This is a genomic window from Shigella dysenteriae, from assembly GCF_022354085.1.
Lineage (GTDB): Bacteria > Pseudomonadota > Gammaproteobacteria > Enterobacterales > Enterobacteriaceae > Escherichia > Escherichia coli.
In genome coordinates this window covers 3,389,093-3,407,389 of the sequence record NZ_CP055055.1, presented here as the reverse complement: position 1 = coordinate 3,407,389, position 18,297 = coordinate 3,389,093, and the positions used below count along the sequence as shown (strand labels likewise).

The 18,297-nt window shown below is 52.4% G+C and carries 14 protein-coding genes; 7 read left to right on the top strand and 7 right to left on the bottom strand.

Features of this window, described 5'->3' with window-relative positions:
• Positions 1 to 167 precede the first annotated feature (167 nt).
• The 3 genes from ypfJ to ypfH all read left to right on the top strand — a co-directional run bounded on the left by ypfJ (position 168) and on the right by ypfH (position 3,833).
• Positions 168 to 1,031 (top strand): KPN_02809 family neutral zinc metallopeptidase, encoded by an 864-nt coding sequence (gene ypfJ, locus HUZ68_RS16310; protein ID WP_001267498.1) that lies wholly within the window; start codon positions 168 to 170, stop codon positions 1,029 to 1,031.
• Between the two features lie 14 nt (positions 1,032 to 1,045).
• The gene (tmcA, locus tag HUZ68_RS16305; protein ID WP_033815547.1) at positions 1,046 to 3,061 is read left to right on the top strand and encodes a tRNA cytosine(34) acetyltransferase TmcA; all 2,016 of its coding nucleotides are present in this window, start codon (positions 1,046 to 1,048) and stop codon (positions 3,059 to 3,061) included.
• 73 nt (positions 3,062 to 3,134) lie between these two features.
• Positions 3,135 to 3,833: an esterase gene (gene ypfH / locus HUZ68_RS16300; protein ID WP_000679812.1), complete on the top strand. Its 699-nt coding sequence runs from the start codon at positions 3,135 to 3,137 to the stop codon at positions 3,831 to 3,833.
• An 80-nt stretch (positions 3,834 to 3,913) separates the two neighbouring features.
• Here ypfH and HUZ68_RS16295 read toward each other — a convergent pair whose 3' ends face one another.
• Genes HUZ68_RS16295 through HUZ68_RS16285 form a run of 3 tightly spaced genes read right to left on the bottom strand, consistent with a single transcriptional unit; the run spans position 3,914 to position 5,629 of the window.
• Positions 3,914 to 4,114 carry a YpfN family protein gene (locus HUZ68_RS16295; RefSeq protein ID WP_000383836.1) on the bottom strand — a complete coding sequence of 67 codons (201 nt, stop codon included), beginning with the start codon at positions 4,112 to 4,114 and terminating at the stop codon, positions 3,914 to 3,916.
• Between the two features lie 27 nt (positions 4,115 to 4,141).
• Positions 4,142 to 5,269 (bottom strand): succinyl-diaminopimelate desuccinylase, encoded by a 1,128-nt coding sequence (gene dapE / locus HUZ68_RS16290; RefSeq protein ID WP_033815546.1) that lies wholly within the window; start codon positions 5,267 to 5,269, stop codon positions 4,142 to 4,144.
• A gap of 3 nt (positions 5,270 to 5,272) precedes the next feature.
• Entirely contained in the window at positions 5,273 to 5,629 is a 357-nt protein-coding gene (locus HUZ68_RS16285) for an ArsC family reductase (RefSeq protein WP_239593928.1), read from the bottom strand.
• 380 nt (positions 5,630 to 6,009) lie between these two features.
• Here HUZ68_RS16285 and ypfM point away from each other — a divergent pair, with 380 nt between their 5' ends.
• Positions 6,010 to 6,069 carry a protein YpfM gene (ypfM, locus tag HUZ68_RS16280; protein WP_001386977.1) on the top strand — a complete coding sequence of 20 codons (60 nt, stop codon included), beginning with the start codon at positions 6,010 to 6,012 and terminating at the stop codon, positions 6,067 to 6,069.
• Positions 6,070 to 6,167: 98 nt separating this feature from the next.
• Here ypfM and acrD read toward each other — a convergent pair whose 3' ends face one another.
• Complete coding sequence (acrD, locus tag HUZ68_RS16275) at positions 6,168 to 9,281, bottom strand: multidrug efflux RND transporter permease AcrD (protein WP_001273143.1); 3,114 nt, start codon at positions 9,279 to 9,281, stop codon at positions 6,168 to 6,170.
• Positions 9,282 to 9,444: 163 nt separating this feature from the next.
• Positions 9,445 to 11,145 carry a nitrate/nitrite two-component system sensor histidine kinase NarQ gene (gene narQ, locus HUZ68_RS16270; RefSeq protein WP_001307936.1) on the bottom strand — a complete coding sequence of 567 codons (1,701 nt, stop codon included), beginning with the start codon at positions 11,143 to 11,145 and terminating at the stop codon, positions 9,445 to 9,447.
• A 205-nt stretch (positions 11,146 to 11,350) separates the two neighbouring features.
• On the opposite strand from narQ, the gene aegA reads away from it, so the two are divergent.
• The 3 genes from aegA (at position 11,351) to HUZ68_RS16255 (ending at position 15,142) form a co-directional block, all read left to right on the top strand.
• Positions 11,351 to 13,330, top strand: a complete 1,980-nt coding sequence (aegA, locus tag HUZ68_RS16265) for a formate-dependent uric acid utilization protein AegA (protein ID WP_033815544.1) — start codon at positions 11,351 to 11,353, stop codon at positions 13,328 to 13,330.
• Positions 13,331 to 13,397: 67 nt separating this feature from the next.
• Complete coding sequence (nudK, locus tag HUZ68_RS16260) at positions 13,398 to 13,973, top strand: GDP-mannose pyrophosphatase NudK (protein ID WP_003805305.1); 576 nt, start codon at positions 13,398 to 13,400, stop codon at positions 13,971 to 13,973.
• A gap of 125 nt (positions 13,974 to 14,098) precedes the next feature.
• On the top strand, positions 14,099 to 15,142 hold the full coding sequence (locus HUZ68_RS16255) for a DUF1176 domain-containing protein (RefSeq protein WP_059321204.1): 1,044 nt from the start codon (positions 14,099 to 14,101) through the stop codon (positions 15,140 to 15,142).
• Positions 15,143 to 15,237: 95 nt separating this feature from the next.
• Here the strand turns inward: HUZ68_RS16255 and tkt are convergent, their stop codons facing one another.
• Both tkt and tal read right to left on the bottom strand, forming a co-directional pair.
• Complete coding sequence (gene tkt / locus HUZ68_RS16250; protein ID WP_089622712.1) at positions 15,238 to 17,241, bottom strand: transketolase; 2,004 nt, start codon at positions 17,239 to 17,241, stop codon at positions 15,238 to 15,240.
• 19 nt (positions 17,242 to 17,260) lie between these two features.
• A complete protein-coding gene (tal, locus tag HUZ68_RS16245) occupies positions 17,261 to 18,211 on the bottom strand; it encodes a transaldolase (protein WP_001502659.1) in 951 nt (316 codons plus the stop codon).
• Positions 18,212 to 18,297 lie beyond the last annotated feature (86 nt).

The window sequence follows — 18,297 nt, the reverse complement described above, 5'->3', positions numbered from 1 at the left end:
TTTTTCTGTTCATCATCTTGCCGTGCTGCTGGCACGGCAAGACAACCATTCTCGTAAGATGTGCATTGAACGCTCATTCCGCCGCCATTTCATCCCGCTTTCCTGTGGTAATCTTCCTCTGAACCACCTACGATCATTTCTATAATGAATATATTGTTGAGGTATCTATGCGTTGGCAAGGGCGACGTGAAAGTGACAATGTTGAAGACAGGCGCAATAGCTCCGGCGGTCCGTCAATGGGCGGTCCCGGTTTCCGTCTGCCGAGCGGTAAAGGCGGGCTGATTTTACTGATAGTCGTGCTGGTTGCAGGCTACTATGGCGTTGATTTAACCGGGTTGATGACCGGGCAGCCGGTTTCTCAACAGCAATCAACGCGGTCAATTAGCCCAAATGAAGACGAAGCCGCAAAATTCACCTCGGTGATTCTGGCAACCACGGAAGACACCTGGGGACAACAGTTCGAGAAGATGGGTAAGACCTATCAGCAACCGAAGCTGGTCATGTACCGTGGAATGACGCGTACCGGATGCGGGGCGGGCCAGTCCATAATGGGGCCGTTCTATTGCCCGGCGGATGGCACGGTTTATATCGATCTCTCCTTCTATGATGACATGAAAGACAAACTTGGCGCGGATGGCGATTTTGCCCAGGGGTACGTTATCGCCCATGAAGTCGGTCATCATGTGCAGAAACTGTTAGGCATCGAGCCGAAAGTTCGTCAACTGCAACAAAACGCGACGCAGGCGGAAGTGAACCGCTTATCTGTGCGTATGGAACTCCAGGCCGACTGTTTTGCCGGTGTCTGGGGGCATAGTATGCAGCAGCAAGGCGTTCTGGAAACCGGCGATCTGGAAGAGGCGCTGAACGCGGCGCAGGCCATCGGCGATGACCGTTTACAACAGCAAAGTCAGGGGCGAGTAGTACCAGACAGTTTCACTCATGGCACTTCTCAGCAACGCTACAGCTGGTTTAAACGTGGTTTCGACAGCGGCGATCCGGCACAATGCAATACTTTTGGTAAAAGCATTTAACTTCCGGGGCAGGGATGGCTGAACTGACTGCGCTTCACACATTAACAGCGCAAATGAAACGTGAAGGGATCCGCCGCTTGCTGGTGTTGAGCGGGGAAGAGGGTTGGTGTTTTGATCATGCGCTTAAGTTACGTGATGCCTTACCTGGCGACTGGCTGTGGATTTCGCCGCAGCCAGATGCTGAAAACCACTGTTCTCCCTCGGCACTACAAACTTTACTTGGGCGCGAGTTCCGGCATGCGGTATTCGACGCCCGCCACGGCTTTGATGCCGCTGCCTTTGCCGCACTTAGCGGAACGTTGAAAGCGGGAAGCTGGCTGGTTTTGTTACTCCCTGTATGGGAAGAGTGGGAAAACCAACCTGATGCCGACTCGCTGCGCTGGAGTGATTGCCCTGACCCTATTGCGACGCCGCATTTTGTCCAGCATTTCAAACGCGTACTTACGGCGGATAACGACGCTATCCTCTGGCGGCAAAACCAGCCGTTCTCGTTGGCGCATTTTACTCCCCGTACTGACTGGCACCCCGCGACCGGCGCACCACAACCAGAACAACAGCAAATCTTACAGCAGCTACTGACCATGCCGTCGGGCGTGGCAGCGGTAACTGCTGCGCGTGGGCGCGGTAAATCGGCGCTGGCAGGGCAACTCATTTCCCGTATTGCGGGTAGTGCGATTGTCACTGCGCCCGCAAAAGCGGCAACGGATGTACTGGCACAATTTGCGGGCGAGAAGTTTCGCTTTATTGCGCCGGATGCCTTGTTAGCCAGCGATGAGCAAGCCGACTGGCTGGTGGTCGACGAAGCCGCAGCCATACCTGCGCCGTTGTTGCATCAACTGGTATCGCGTTTTCCTCGAACGTTGTTAACCACTACGGTGCAGGGCTACGAAGGCACCGGACGTGGTTTTTTGCTGAAATTTTGCGCTCGCTTTCCGCATTTACACCGTTTTGAACTGCAACAGCCGATCCGCTGGGCACAGGGATGCCCGCTGGAAAAAATGGTTAGTAATGCACTGGTTTTTGACGATGAAAACTTCACCCATACACCACAAGGCAATATTGTCATTTCCGCATTTGAACAGACGTTATGGCGAATCGAGCCAGAAACGCCGTTAAAGGTTTATCAGTTATTGTCTGGTGCGCACTACCGGACTTCGCCGCTGGATTTACGCCGCATGATGGATGCACCAGGGCAACATTTTTTACAGGCGGCTGGCGAAAACGAGATTGCCGGAGCGCTGTGGCTGGTGGATGAGGGTGGATTATCTCAAGAACTCAGTCAGGCGGTATGGGCAGGTTTTCGTCGCCCGCGGGGTAATCTGGTGGCCCAGTCGCTGGCGGCGCACGGCAGCAATCCACTGGCGGCGACATTGCGTGGACGGCGGGTCAGCCGGATAGCAGTTCATCCGGCTCGTCAGCGGGAAGGCACAGGGCGGCAACTTATTGCTGGTGCTTTGCAATATACGCAAGACCTCGACTATCTTTCGGTAAGTTTTGGTTACACCGGGGAGTTATGGCGTTTCTGGCAACGCTGCGGTTTTGTGCTGGTGCGAATGGGTAATCATCGTGAAGCCAGCAGCGGTTGCTATACGGCGATGGCGCTGTTACCGATGAGTGATGCGGGTAAACAGCTGGCTGAACGTGAGCATTACCGTTTACGTCGCGATGCGCAAGCTCTCGCGCAGTGGAATGGCGAAACACTCCCTGTTGATCCACTAAACAATGCCGTCCTTTCTGACGACGACTGGCTTGAACTGGCCGGTTTTGCTTTCGCTCATCGTCCGCTATTAACGTCGTTAGGTTGCTTATTGCGTCTGCTACAAACCAGTGAACTGGCATTACCGGCGCTGCGTGGGCGTTTACAGAAAAACGTCAGCGACGCGCAGTTATGTACCACACTTAAACTTTCAGGCCGCAAGATGTTACTGGTCCGTCAGCGGGAAGAGGCCGCGCATGCGCTGTTCGCACTTAATGATGTTCGCACTGAGCGTCTGCGCGATCGCATAACGCAATGGCAATTTTTTCACTGACTCCTTCAATTTTCTCCCATGGTCATTGTGAGTCAGCGGCGTAAAATTAATGACATCAGTTAAGGAGTTCGCCATGAAACATGACCATTTTGTTGTTCAAAGCCCGGATAAACCTGCGCAACAGTTGTTACTGCTTTTCCACGGTGTCGGGGATAACCCGGTGGCAATGGGGGAAATAGGCAGCTGGTTTGCACCGCTGTTTCCTGATGCGCTGGTGGTGAGTGTCGGTGGCGCGGAGCCGAGCGGTAATCCGGCGGGGCGTCAGTGGTTTTCAGTGCAGGGTATTACGGAAGATAATCGCCAGGCGCGTGTGGATGCGATCATGCCGACGTTTATTGAAACGGTGCGCTACTGGCAGAAACAGAGCGGAGTAGGGGCTAACGCCACGGCGCTAATCGGTTTCTCTCAAGGCGCGATTATGGCGCTGGAGAGCATTAAAGCCGAACCGGGCCTTGCTTCGCGCGTCATTGCCTTTAACGGACGCTATGCGAGCCTGCCGGAAACCGCGTCTACAGCAACGACAATTCACCTGATTCATGGCGGTGAAGATCCGGTTATCGATCTGGCGCATGCGGTTGCGGCGCAGGAAGCGTTAATTAGTGCCGGTGGTGACGTGACGCTGGATATCGTGGAGGATTTAGGCCATGCGATCGACAATCGCAGTATGCAATTTGCCCTGGATCACTTGCGTTATACCATTCCGAAACATTATTTCGACGAAGCGCTAAGCGGCGGTAAGCCTGGCGATGATGATGTGATTGAAATGATGTAATAATAGCCGGGTAGGCCTGATAAGACCGTATCAGGCATCATGGCCGGATGCGGCGTGAACGCCTTATCCGGCCACTCAGCTTACTTCTTCGGTTGATCCTTTTTCGGCCAGTCGTCGTCATCGTCCCACTTATCGTTGAAATCACGATGCGGGGGAAGCTCCGGCTTGTTGGCGAGAAATTTCTTATGGTCGACGCGCTTGAGATCTTTAATCACGTTCAGCAGGACGCCTACCAAAAAGACAATCACCAGAATCCACCAATATTTAGCCAGCCAGTCCATGCTTATTTCCTCTTGCAGAACCACTCATCACGCGACGAGCTGTTCCATGATACGTTGATACATACGGGCAAGTAGCTGCAGGTCGGCAGCGTTCACACATTCATTAATTTTATGAATAGTGGCATTGACCGGCCCGAGTTCCACCACCTGCGCCCCCATGCGAGCAATAAAGCGCCCGTCGGACGTTCCGCCTGTGGTCAGTAGCTGCGGTTTAATTTCATTATAGTGCTCAACCGCGTTAACGACCGCATCCACCAGTTTACCGCGCGCGGTCAAAAATGGCTGCCCGGAAAGCCACCAATCCACCGTATAGCGCAGTTGATGTTTTTCAAGCAGGGCAAGCACCTGCGCTTTGATCATCTCATCAGTCAGTTCGGTGCTGAAGCGGAAGTTAAACTGCACAAACAGTTCACCCGGAATAACGTTGTTACTGCCCGTTCCCGCCTGAATATTGGCAATCTGCATACTGGTCGCCGGGAAGAATTCATTGCCTTGATCCCACTCAATATCCACTAATTCATTAAGGAAAGGTGCTGCGCGATGTACCGGATTGTCAGCCAGATGTGGGTAGGCAACATGCCCCTGAACGCCATGAATGGTTAGGTTGCAGGTTAACGATCCACGACGACCATTTTTCACCACATCACCTACCACTTCGATACTCGACGGTTCGCCGACCAGGCAGTAATCGAGACGCTCATTACGTGCCATTAACGCTTCGACGACTTTTACCGTACCATTGTGTGCACTGGCTTCTTCATCAGAGGTGATCAGAAATGCCAGTCGCCCCGTATGGTTGGGATGTTGTGCGACAAAACGTTCTGCTGCTACCACCATTGCCGCCAGTGAGCCTTTCATATCTGCCGCACCGCGCCCGAATAACATGCCGTCACGAATGGTCGGTTCAAACGGCGGATTGATCCAACGGTCGGCGTCGCCAGGCGGCACCACGTCGGTATGCCCGGCAAAGGCCAACGTTTCACCTTGCCCACGCCATGCCCAAAAATTCTGCGTATCGGCAAAATCCATGCGTTCAACGGTAAAACCGATCGCCTGCAAACGTTCAATCAACAAAGCCTGGCATCCTGCGTCATCAGGACTCAGGGAAGGGCGGCGAATAAGCTGTTGTGTCAGCTCAATAACCGGGCACGACATAGACTACACCTCATGGAAAAATTGCTGATAACTGGAATCACTGAAACCCAGCAGCATAGGCTTACCGGGCGCGCAGAGCAATGGACGTTTGATAATTGCAGGCATTTCAGTCATTAATGCCGCCACAGAGGCCGCATCGGTGATTTTATTGCGGGTGGTTTCGTCCAGTTTACGCCAGGTTGTACCACGGGTGTTGAGTAACGCTTCCCAGCCTAATTCGTTGATAAAACCGTTCAATAATTCGCTGTCCAGCCCATCGACGCGGTAATCATGAAAACGATAGTCGATGTTATTGGTTTCCAGCCAACGGCGAGCCTTTTTAATGGTGTCACAATTTTTGATGCCGTAAAGTGTAACCATAATGAATCCTTTTTCGATTTATGAGAATAAATACTCATTTAAGAGTGAAAACATTTTGCCTGCAAATGATTATCAGGAAATATAACATTATCGAAGTATTCAAATTAACAACTATTAAATAATATTAAACATTTTTAACGTAAACATTAAGAATATTCATCTTGTTATCTGTCTGTATTTTAACCAGAATTAAATCAGTATTAGATGCCGTATGAATATCTCGAAATGTTGCTGTGTATCACATACAAATCATCACCGCAGGACCATAGTATTTACATAAGGTTTGTCCCCCGGAGGTAGTCATCGCAGCAATCGAGTAAATTAGCTTCACCACGGTATATTGTTTCCGTAGAATACCCATAATTATAAGAGAGGTTGTTATGATTGAACGTGAACTGGGGAACTGGAAAGACTTTATCGAAGTTATGCTTCGTAAGTAATTCCTGAGACAAAGTACAAACAGCAAGAACCCGCTGAGCAGGTTCTTAATCGGAAAGTTGAAAAAGGCGACGCATTAGCATGTCGCCTTTTTTATTGCTTATTCCGGGCGCGGCTTCAGCGGGAAGCGGCGGCGCACCAGCACAAAGAACAGCGGCACGAAGTAAATAGCCAGAATAGTAGCTGAAATCATCCCGCCCATTACGCCAGTACCCACCGCATGCTGACCACCGGAACCGGCACCCGTGCTGGTTGCCATTGGCAATACGCCGAAGATAAATGCCAGCGAGGTCATCAGAATCGGGCGTAAACGCTGACGGCAGGCGTGGAGCGTTGCTTCAAACAGGTCGTGGCCTTTTTGGTTCATCTCGTTAGCAAACTCGACGATCAGGATGGCGTTTTTCGCCGATAAACCAATGACCGTTAACAGGCCCACCTGGAAGTAAACGTCGTTTTCCAGCCCGCGCATCCAGGTTGCCAGCAGCGCGCCGATTACCCCCAGCGGCACGACCAGCATTACCGAGAACGGTACCGACCAGCTTTCATACAATGCAGCCAGACACAGGAATACCACCAGCAAGGAAATGGCGTACAGCGCCGGAGCCTGCGCGCCGGAAAGCCGCTCCTGATACGACATCGCCGTCCACTCCAGACCAAAGCCGTTTGGCAGCTGCTTCACTAACGATTCCATAATATCCATCGCCGTACCGGTACTGACCCCCGGTGCGGCTTCCCCAACAATTTCAACCGCAGAATAACCGTTATAGCGTTCCAGACGCGGCGAGCCTGTCTCCCAGCGTGAGGTCGCGAAAGCAGAGAAGGGCACCATGCCGCCATCTTTATTTCGGACATACCAGAGATTGATGTCATCTGGCAGCATGCGATACGGCGCAGCTGCCTGCACATAGACTTTCTTCACGCGACCGCGATCCATAAAGTCATTCACATAGCTCGAACCCCAGGCGGTTTGCAGTGTGTCGTTAATATCGTCGATAGCAACGCCCAGCGCCTGAGCTTTACGCTGGTCGATATCAATCTGCAACTGCGGACTGTCGTCGAGGCCGTTATGGCGCACACGGGTTAGCTTCGGGTTTTCCGCCGCCAGCGCCAGCAACTGGTTACGTGCTGCCATCAGCGCATCGTGACCTGCTCCAGCGTGGTCCTGCAACTCCATATCAAAACCCGCAGAACTGCCAAGACCGCTAATTGCTGGCGGGCTGCTGGCGATAACGCGAGCTTCTTTAATCTTGTTAAACGCCTTCGTTGCACGCTCGATAATGGCAAACGAGGTGCCGGTCTTACTGTCGCGTTCGCTCCAGTCTTTCAGACGGATAAACATTCGCGCCACGTTTTGCCCGTTGCCCCCAGGACCAGAGCCAACGGTGGCAAACACCGACATGATGTTGTCTTTTTCATGGGTGAAGTAATATTTCTCGATTTGCTCAACGACTTTCAGGGTCTGTTGTTGGGTTGAACCGCTGGGCAATTGTACCGAGGTAGTAAACATGCCACGGTCTTCCAGCGGTAAGAACGACGTCGGCAAACGCAGGAACAGGAACACCATGCCGCCAAGCAGCAGGACATAAATCACAATCCAGCGCAGGCTACGGTGGAGAATTTTCGCCACCCCTTTTTCGTAGCGTTCGGCGTTGCGGTTAAACATCTGGTTAAACCAGGCAAAAAAGCCTTTTTGCCCGTGATGCTCACCTTTTTTCAGTGGCTTAAGTAGTGTGGCACACAGAGCCGGAGTGAGGATCATCGCTACCAGTACTGACAGCACCATCGCCGCAACAATGGTAATAGAGAACTGGCGATAGATGGCACCGGTGGTGCCGCCGAAGAAGGCCATTGGTACAAATACCGCCGAAAGCACCATCGCAATCCCGACCAGTGCCCCCTGGATCTGCCCCATCGATTTACGTGTGGCTTCGCGAGGAGTGAGTCCTTCCTCACTCATAATACGTTCGACGTTTTCCACCACCACGATGGCGTCATCCACCAGCAGACCGATAGCCAGTACCATCGCAAACATGGTTAAGGTGTTGACGCTGTAACCGAAGGCGTAAAGTACGGAGAAGGTTCCCATCAACACCACCGGCACGGCGATAGTGGGTATCAGCGTGGCGCGGAAGTTTTGCAGGAACAGATACATAACGAGGAAAACCAGGGCGATAGCTTCCAGCAGCGTTTTCACCACGTCTTCAATGGAGGCTTTAACAAACGAGGTGGTTTCATACGCCACCTTGTATTCCAGTCCGTGCGGGAAGTACTGCGCCAGCTCGTCGAGACGATTGAGCACCAGCTCCGCTGTCGCCATTTCGTTTGCGCCGGAGGCCAGTTTTACCCCCAACCCGGAGGCTGGCTTACCATTGAAGCGGCTAAGATAATCGTATTTCTCCGCCCCCATTTCGACGGTGGCGACATCGCCCAGCCTTACCTCTGAGCCATCCTGATTCACCCGCAAGGTGATATCGCGGAACTGTTCTGGTGTTTGCAGCAGTGACTGGGCGTTAATGGTGGCGTTGAGCGCCTGCTTATCGACGGAAGGTGTACCCCCAAGTTGCCCAACCGCAATCTGCGCGTTCTGTGACTCAATGGCATCAGTGACATCTTTAGCCGTCATCTGGAAACTGTTGAGTTTCGCCGGGTCCAGCCAGATACGCATGGAATATTGCGAACCATAGGCATCGATATCCCCGACGCCATTCACGCGGCTTAACGGGTCCTGAATATTACTGGCAACATAATCGGCAATATCCTGTTTATCCATCGAACCATCGGTAGAGACGAAAGCAATGGTCAGAATATTGGTATCGCCGGTTTTACGCACCGTCACGCCCTGATTTTGCACCGCCTGCGGTAACTTTCGCATGGCTGATTGCAGCTGGTTTTGTACTTGCTGAACGGCTTCGTCCGGATCGGTGCCTGCTTTAAAACTTAAAGTGACAGATGCCTGACCGGTGCCACTGCTCTGAGATGACATATACATGAGATTATCGAGGCCGGTCATATTTTGCTCGATAACCTGGGTCACGGTGTTTTCCAGCGTCTGGGCCGATGCGCCGGGATAGTTAGCGGTCACTCGCACATTCGGTGGCGCGAGATCGGGGTATTGTTCAACGGGCAATGAAAAAATCGCCAGGGTACCTGTCAGACACAACAGGATTGCCAGCACCCAGGCAAAAATGGGGCGATCAATAAAGAAATTCGCCATTAAAAGAGGACCTCGTGTTTCTGCGTATCGTTGTAGGCTTGACTTGCTTCACTGTAGCGGCAAGGTACGAGCCAATCGTGGAGAAAAAAAGGAGTTAATGTAAATTATCATGCCCTTTTATACTGAACCTTAAGTGCAAGTATTCTTTGGTCAGTAGGAGGCATTACATCAACTGACTTTCCTCACCCTCCGCAGAGCGAAAGCTAATACTCACTAACGTGCCGCCGCCGGAAGGTTGTGAAAAAGTCAGCGTCCCACCCAGCCGTTCCGCGCGTTCGCGCATGATATTCAGACCATAATGACCTTCGGGTTCTTTCGGTTCACCGATACCAATCCCGTTATCACGGATATAAACCGTGTGATTGCCGTCCGGCGCGGTGACGCAACTGACGGCGATTTCGCTGGCGTTGGCGTGCTTCATCGCATTCAGCACCGCTTCGCGAATAATTTGCAACAAATGCACCTGCATTTGCGCATCCAGCGCCAGGGTTGGCAGACGGCAGTCGAGGGTCAGTTTGGCGCTGGTTTGATTTTGTAACGTATCCAGCATTTCCCTCAACGCGGAGGGGAGATCCGCCTGCTGCAGCGTCAGGCGGAAAGTAGTCAACAGCTCGCGTAACTGCCGATAAGCATCATTCAACGCCTGGGAAAAATCGGCCATGATACTTTGTGCGGTGGCGTTATCTTCCGGTATCGAACGCTTAAGTAACGTCAACTGGATACGTAAGTAAGAAAGTACCTGAGCCAGCGAGTCGTGCAATTCGCGGGCGATGGTTGCACGTTCTTCCATCAACAATAACTGCTGAAAATGCTTCTGCGCCTGATTAAAGTACAAACCGCGTCCCAGCATCGACGAAACGCTGTTAAGCAGCGGTTCTGATGATGAAACGTGACTATTTTGCCAGTGCAGTTCGCCGTAAACCGTCTCTTGCATTGTCACCGGTAAAATCTGCATCGGCAATTCCGGGTTTGGTTGCCCTTCGCTAATCCGCCAGTTTTCACCGACATTTAACTCCAGATATTCAGCCGCTTCATTGTCGCGAACAATCTGCAAAATATGGCGGAAACAATGCACATCAATCTGGCTGGTGTTCAGCGCCTGCGAACATTGATACAACACCTCCAGACGACGCTTGGCCTCGTGGAGATCGCGGGTCTTTTCTTCTACTGACGCTTCCAGCGAACGGTACAATTTATGCAGCTCGCTCGACATCTGGTTAAAGGTTTTTGCAAGTAGACCAAGCTCATTCGGCAGACTGGTATCCAGCGGCGGCGAGTCGAACTGCCCGTGTTCAATACGCTGACTGGCGGTAACCAGCTGATTCAGCGGGGCAACCACCTGATGGCGTATGCGGCGCAAAGTAAAAAAGACCAGCGTGAAAATACCGATGCCGCCAGCCAGGGAAATCGCCACCACCAGCAGCATTTTGCGTTCAGCGTAGTGCTGTAAAGCCAGCACGAACAGGTCTATCTGATTAACATAATTATTAATATTGGCCTGATACCACGGCAAATCGCCCTTGCTGAGCCGATTATTCATCTCCAGCCAGTTGGCATTCAGATGCGCATAGCGAGTTTTTACTGCTTCTGGCACATACCAGACGTTGAGGTTGGTTAATACCGGTGAATGCAGTGCCTGCTGAAATAACTGGCGATGTGCATTGAGTTGTGGACTGCCACTTTGCAAGTCGTAGCCCAGGCGGTAACTCTGCATACGCAGCGATCCGGCAATATTGATAGCCTCAGCGTCGCGCAAACTGCTCGCCAGAGTTAGCAGAGCGATACCCGTGGAAAGAATCGACAGCAGCACAATGTAAAAAAAGGCCCGGGCCAGACTGGCCGAGACGGGTCGTTTAACAATCACACGCGTCTTCTCCACAAAAAATCATTAATGTTCCAGTTCGCTGAAACGCAATTTAGTCAGTGATGGGATTATTTGATCTGCCACAGTTTATAGCGAAATAGTTACTTATTCTGGGCACATGAACATTGCCGATTCCCCTGTAAGTCGGGTAATAACAACACTCATATAAAGAATAAGGTTTTTACAACCAAAAAAGAAGGTCGTTATGAATCGTTTTATTATGGCCAACAGTCAGCAATGTCTGGGTTGTCATGCTTGTGAAATCGCCTGTGTCATGGCTCACAATGATGAGCAACATGTCCTGAGCCAACACCATTTTCATCCCCGAATTACGGTTATCAAACATCAGCAGCAACGTGGTGCAGTGACCTGTCACCATTGTGAAGATGCGCCCTGCGCCCGTAGCTGCCCTAATGGCGCAATCAGCCACGTTGATGACAGCATTCAGGTCAATCAGCAAAAGTGTATTGGCTGTAAATCCTGCGTGGTGGCCTGTCCGTTTGGTACGATGCAAATCGTCCTGACACCCGTCGCAGCGGGCAAAGTTAAAGCCACGGCGCATAAATGCGACCTTTGTGCAGGGCGCGAAAACGGTCCTGCCTGTGTCGAGAATTGCCCGGCGGACGCGCTGCAACTGGTCACTGACGCCGCACTCTCCGGCATGGCGAAATCCCGCCGCTTGCGCACCGCGCGTCAGGAACATCAACCGTGGCATGCCAGTACCGCTGCACAAGAAATGCCGGTAATGAGTAAAGTCGAACAAATGCAGGCAACGCCCGCGCGTGGCGAGCCGGATAAACTGGCGATTGAAGCGCGCAAAACCGGTTTTGATGAAATTTATCTGCCATTCCGTGCCGATCAGGCACAACGGGAAGCCTCGCGCTGCCTTAAATGCGGCGAGCACAGCGTTTGTGAATGGACCTGCCCGCTGCATAACCATATACCGCAGTGGATTGAACTGGTGAAAGCCGGAAACATCGACGCCGCCGTCGAGCTTTCTCACCTGACCAACACCCTGCCGGAAATTACCGGACGCGTTTGTCCGCAAGACCGTTTGTGTGAAGGTGCCTGTACTATTCGCGATGAGCACGGCGCGGTAACTATCGGCAACATTGAACGCTACATTTCAGATCAGGCGTTGGCGAAAGGTTGGCGTCCTGACTTAAGCCATGTCACCAAAGTGGACAAGCGGGTGGCGATTATCGGTGCAGGTCCGGCAGGGCTGGCCTGTGCGGATGTTCTGACCCGCAATGGCGTGGCGGTGACGGTGTACGATCGCCATCCAGAAATTGGTGGCTTGCTCACTTTCGGCATTCCTTCTTTCAAACTGGATAAATCCCTGCTGGCACGCCGTCGGGAAATCTTCAGCGCGATGGGGATTCACTTCGAACTCAATTGTGAAGTGGGTAAAGATGTCTCTTTGGATTCGCTTTTGGAACAATATGACGCGGTCTTCGTTGGCGTAGGCACTTACCGTTCCATGAAAGCGGGTTTACCCAATGAAGATGCGCCAGGCGTTTATGACGCGCTGCCGTTCCTCATCGCCAACACTAAACAGGTGATGGGGCTCGAAGAGCTACCGGAAGAGCCGTTTATCAATACCGCCGGACTTAACGTCGTGGTACTGGGCGGCGGCGACACCGCGATGGACTGTGTGCGTACTGCGCTGCGCCACGGCGCGAGTAACGTCACCTGCGCTTATCGTCGTGATGAAGCTAACATGCCAGGCTCGAAGAAAGAGGTGAAGAACGCCCGCGAAGAGGGGGCCAACTTCGAATTTAACGTCCAGCCGGTGGCGCTTGAGCTGAATGAACAAGGTCACGTCTGCGGGATTCGTTTCCTGCGCACGCGTCTTGGCGAGCCGGATGCCCAGGGGCGTCGGCGTCCAGTACCGGTGGAAGGCAGTGAATTTGTCATGCCAGCCGACGCGGTGATTATGGCGTTTGGCTTCAATCCGCACGGGATGCCGTGGCTGGAGTCGCACGGTGTAACGGTAGACAAATGGGGCCGCATCATCGCGGATGTGGAAAGCCAGTACCGTTACCAGACCACCAATCCGAAAATCTTCGCCGGTGGCGACGCCGTGCGTGGTGCGGATCTGGTGGTTACCGCAATGGCAGAAGGACGTCATGCGGCACAGGGGATTATTGACTGGCTGGGGGTAAAATCAGTCAAATCTCACTGATAGCCTGCGCAGACAAACCCGACTTCACAGCGTAATATAATTGTTCATTTCGCGCTGTGGAGTCGGTATGACGCAACAAATCACCCTCATTAAAGACAAAATTCTCTCCGATAACTATTTCACCCTGCACAACATTACTTACGATCTCACGCGCAAAGATGGCGAAGTTATCCGCCATAAACGTGAAGTTTACGATCGCGGTAATGGTGCGACGATCCTCCTGTACAACGCGAAGAAAAAGACCGTGGTTCTGATTCGTCAGTTCCGTGTCGCTACCTGGGTTAATGGCAATGAAAGCGGGAAGCTGATTGAAACCTGCGCCGGGCTGCTGGATAACGACGAACCGGAAGTGTGCATTCGTAAAGAAGCGATTGAAGAGACGGGCTATGAAGTGGGCGAAGTGCGCAAATTATTTGAACTGTATATGTCGCCAGGCGGTGTGACTGAGCTAATCCACTTTTTTATCGCCGAATACAGTGACAATCAGCGCGCTAACGCCGGTGGCGGTGTCGAAGATGAAGATATTGAAGTGCTCGAGCTGCCGTTCAGCCAGGCGCTGGAGATGATCAAAACCGGCGAGATACGTGACGGTAAGACGGTGTTATTGCTTAACTATTTGCAAACGTCACATTTAATGGACTGAAAAATAACAATAATATTTCGTTGTTTATTGTTGGCTCAATCCGACAAATCCGATTGAGCCGCGCTACCTGCGCAACGAAGATACGACTTGTGCTGTTTGTTTGAACTTCTGGGGTCGTACCGTCCATGCGCTATCGCATTTTCCTTCTCTTTTTTTTCGCTTTGTTGCCGACGTCTTTGGTGTGGGCGGCACCAGCGCAACGGGCGTTTTCCGACTGGCAGGTCACCTGTAATAACCAAAACTTCTGCGTGGCGCGTAATACGGGCGATCATAATGGACTGGTGATGACCCTGAGCCGCAGCGCCGGGGCGCATACCGATGCCGTTTTACGTATTGAGCGCGGCGGGTTGAAGTCGCCGGATGCGTCTGAAGGGGAGATAGCGCCACGGCTGCTGTTAGATGGTGAGCCGTTGGCGTTAAGTGGTGACAAGTGGCGGATTTCACCATGGTTATTAGTAACCGATGATACGGCAACCATCACCGAGTTTTTGCAGATGATTCAGGAAGGGAAGGCGATCACCTTACGCGACGGCAATCAGACCATTTCTCTGAGTGGCTTAAAAGCGGCGTTGTTGTTTATTGATGCTCAGCAAAAGCGCGTTGGCAGTGAAACCGCCTGGATAAAGAAAGGGGACGAACCGCCGCTCAGCGTACCGCCAGCGCCTGCGTTGAAAGAGGTCGCGGTGGTTAACCCAACGCCGACGCCACTCTCACTCGAAGAACGTAACGATTTGCTGGATTATGGAAACTGGCGGATGAATGGTCTGCGCTGCTCGCTTGATCCGTTACGTCGTGAGGTGAATGTCACTGCGCTGACTGATGATAAAGCGCTGATGATGATTAGCTGTGAGGCAGGGGCCTATAACACCATTGATTTGGCATGGATTGTGTCGCGTAAAAAGCCGCTGGCCTCGCGTCCGGTTCGGTTGCGTTTGCCGTTCAACAACGGGCAGGAGACAAATGAACTGGAACTGATGAACGCAACATTTGATGAGAAATCGCGTGAACTGGTGACCTTAGCGAAAGGGCGCGGATTAAGCGATTGCGGCATTCAGGCGCGCTGGCGCTTTGACGGCCAGCGTTTTCGCCTGGTGCGTTACGCCGCAGAACCGACCTGCGATAACTGGCATGGGCCAGATGCCTGGCCCACGTTGTGGATCACCCGTTAAACAAAATAGCGGGGACATGTAGACCGGATAAGACGCTGTAGGCCGGATAAGACGCGTCAGCGTCGCATCCGGCAATCAGCATCTGCCGGTCAGTATCAGGCACCTTTCACTCCCAGCACCTTATGCGCTTTTGCCACAATATTCTCGGCGGTAAAGCCAAAGAACGGGAACAGCTTATCCGCCGGAGCAGATTCCCCGTAACCCGTCATCCCGACAATTGCCCCTTTCAGACCAACATACTTGTACCAGTAATCGGCAATACCTGCTTCCACCGCCACGCGAGCCGCAACGTTAGAAGGCAACACCGACTCCCGATATTCCTCATCCTGGGCGTCGAAAATATCGGTCGAGGGCAGGGAAACTACGCGAACATTGCGACCTTCTCCCGCTAATTTCTCCGCCGCTTGCAGGGTGATTTCCATCTCTGAACCGGTGGCAATCAAAATAATATCTGGCTTACCGCCGCTGTCTTTCAGCACATAACCGCCACGAGCAATCTCTTTAACCTGATCCGGCGTACGTTCCACCTGGGCCAGATTCTGCCTGGAGAGAATCAGTGCCGTCGGTCCGTTGTGGCGCTCAACCGCCAGCTTCCAGCCCACCGCCGCTTCCACCTGATCGCACGGTCGCCAGGTGCTGAAATTTGGCGTTAAGCGCAGACTGGCCAGTTGCTCAACAGCCTGGTGCGTCGGACCATCTTCGCCCAGGCCAATTGAGTCGTGGGTATAAACCATAATCTGCCGCGCTTTCATCAGTGCCGCCATCCGCGCGGCGTTACGGGCGTATTCAACAAACATCAGGAACGTCGCGGTATACGGCACAAAGCCACCGTGGTGCGCAATGCCATTGGCGATAGCGGTCATGCCAAATTCACGCACCCCGTAGTGAATGTAGTTGCCCGCCGGATCTTCCTTCAGCGAAACAGAACCTTTCCAGATGGTCAGGTTGCTGGGAGCCAGATCCGCCGAACCGCCGAGCAGCTCCGGTAGTATCGGCCCGTAAGCGTTAAGCGTATTTTGCGAAGCCTTACGGGTAGCGATTTTCGCCGGATTCGCCTGCAACTCATTGATATATTTCTGAGTCGTTTTCTCCCAGTCCTTCGGTAAACCACCGCTCATCCGACGGGTAAACTCTTCTGCCAGTTGCGGATGAGCCTTTTTATAGGCGGCAAACTTCTCATTCCAGCTCTGCTGCGCTTTTTCGCCTTTTTCGCGGGCATCCCAGGCGTGATAAATCTCTTTAGGGATCTCAAATGGCGGATGGTGCCAGCCCAGTTTTTGCCGTGCCAGCGCCACTTCTTCTTCCCCCAGCGGTGCGCCGTGCGCCTCTTCCTTACCTGCTTTATTCGGCGAACCAAAACCAATCACCGTACGGCAGATAATCAGCGACGGCTTATCTTTCACGCTTTGCGCTTCAAGGATCGCTTCCTTCACCGCCTGCGGATCGTGACCGTCGATTTCATGGATCACATGCCAGTGATAGGCTTCAAAACGTTTTGCCGTATCGTCGGTAAACCAGCCTTCGGTTTCTCCATCAATCGAAATACCGTTGTGATCGTAAAAACCAATCAGCTTGCCCAGTCCCAGCGTGCCCGCCAGCGAACAGACTTCGTGGGAAATACCTTCCATCAGGCAGCCGTCGCCCATAAACACATAGGTGAAGTGATCGACGATCTCATGGTCTGGCTGGTTAAACTGTGCAGCCAGCGTACGTTCCGCTATCGCCAGCCCGACGGCGTTCGCCAAACCTTGTCCAAGAGGACCGGTGGTGGTTTCAACTCCGGGCGTATAGCCGATTTCCGGGTGGCCAGGGGTTTTCGAATGCAGTTGACGAAAGTTCTTCAGCTCTTCCAGCGGCAGGTCGTAACCGGTCAGATGCAGCAAACTGTAGAGCAGCATCGATGCGTGACCGTTGGAAAGAATAAAGCGGTCGCGATCATACCAGGTTGGGTCGGTAGGGTTATGTTTAAGAAAATCGTTCCACAGCACTTCAGCAATATCAGCCATGCCCATCGGCGCGCCGGGATGACCAGAATTGGCTTTTTGTACCGCATCCATACTGAGTGCGCGAATCGCATTGGCAAGGTCTTTTCGGGACATATAACACTCCGTGGCTGGTTTATAGTTTGGCGGCAAGAAGATCTTCCAGTTTGCGTTGATCAACGGCGAACAGACGAATGCCTTCAGACAGTTTTTCTACCGCCATCGCATCCTGATTGTGCTCCCAACGGAACTCCGCTTCGCTCATGGGAGCTGGGCGTGGGAACGTCTGAGAAGGTGGGATTAATTTACGTACCACTGGCGAAACTTTTTCCTGCAGCTCCTTCAGCAAATTCGGTGCGATAGTCAGTCGATCGCAGCCGGTTAAGGCGAGGATTTGTTCGGTGCGACGGAAGCTCGCGCCCATCACAATGGTTTCATAGTGGTGTTGCTTATAGTAGTCGTAGATATTGCGCACCGATTTAACGCCCGGATCTTCTTCCACCACATATGGGTCCATCGGCTTGCGTGCCTGATACCAGTCATAAATACGCCCGACAAACGGCGAAATCAGAAAAACGCCCGCTTCTGCACAGGCCCGCGTCTGTGCAAAAGAAAACAGCAGCGTCAGGTTGCAGTTAATACCTTCTTTTTCCAGCTCTTCTGCCGCGCGAATTCCTTCCCAGGTCGAAGCCAGTTTGATCAGAATGCGTGATTTCTCAACGCCTTGTTGCTGATACAAGTCCACCAGATGGCGCGCCTTCTCAATACTCTTTTCTTTATCAAAAGAGAGGCGTGCATCAACTTCTGTTGACACGCGACCGGGTACGATTTTGAGAATTTCAGCACCGAAATTGACCGCCAGTTTGTCACACGCTGCGACCACCTGTTGTTCCTGGGTCTTGCCATTTTTTTTACCCCAGGCGATAGCATCGTCTATTAAATGCTCATATTGTGATAATCCGGCAGCCTTGAGCAACAGCGAAGGATTGGTGGTGGCATCCTGGGGATGATAATGGCGAATGGACTCAATATCGCCGCTGTCTGCCACGACAGTGGTGAACTGTTTGATGCCGTCTAACTCGTTCATAGGAAATACTCCTTGAAAAGTAAAGTGTTAGATGAGTGCGTTAATTCACACTTCTGAGAAATTTCGCTAAACGCATCAAAAAAGCA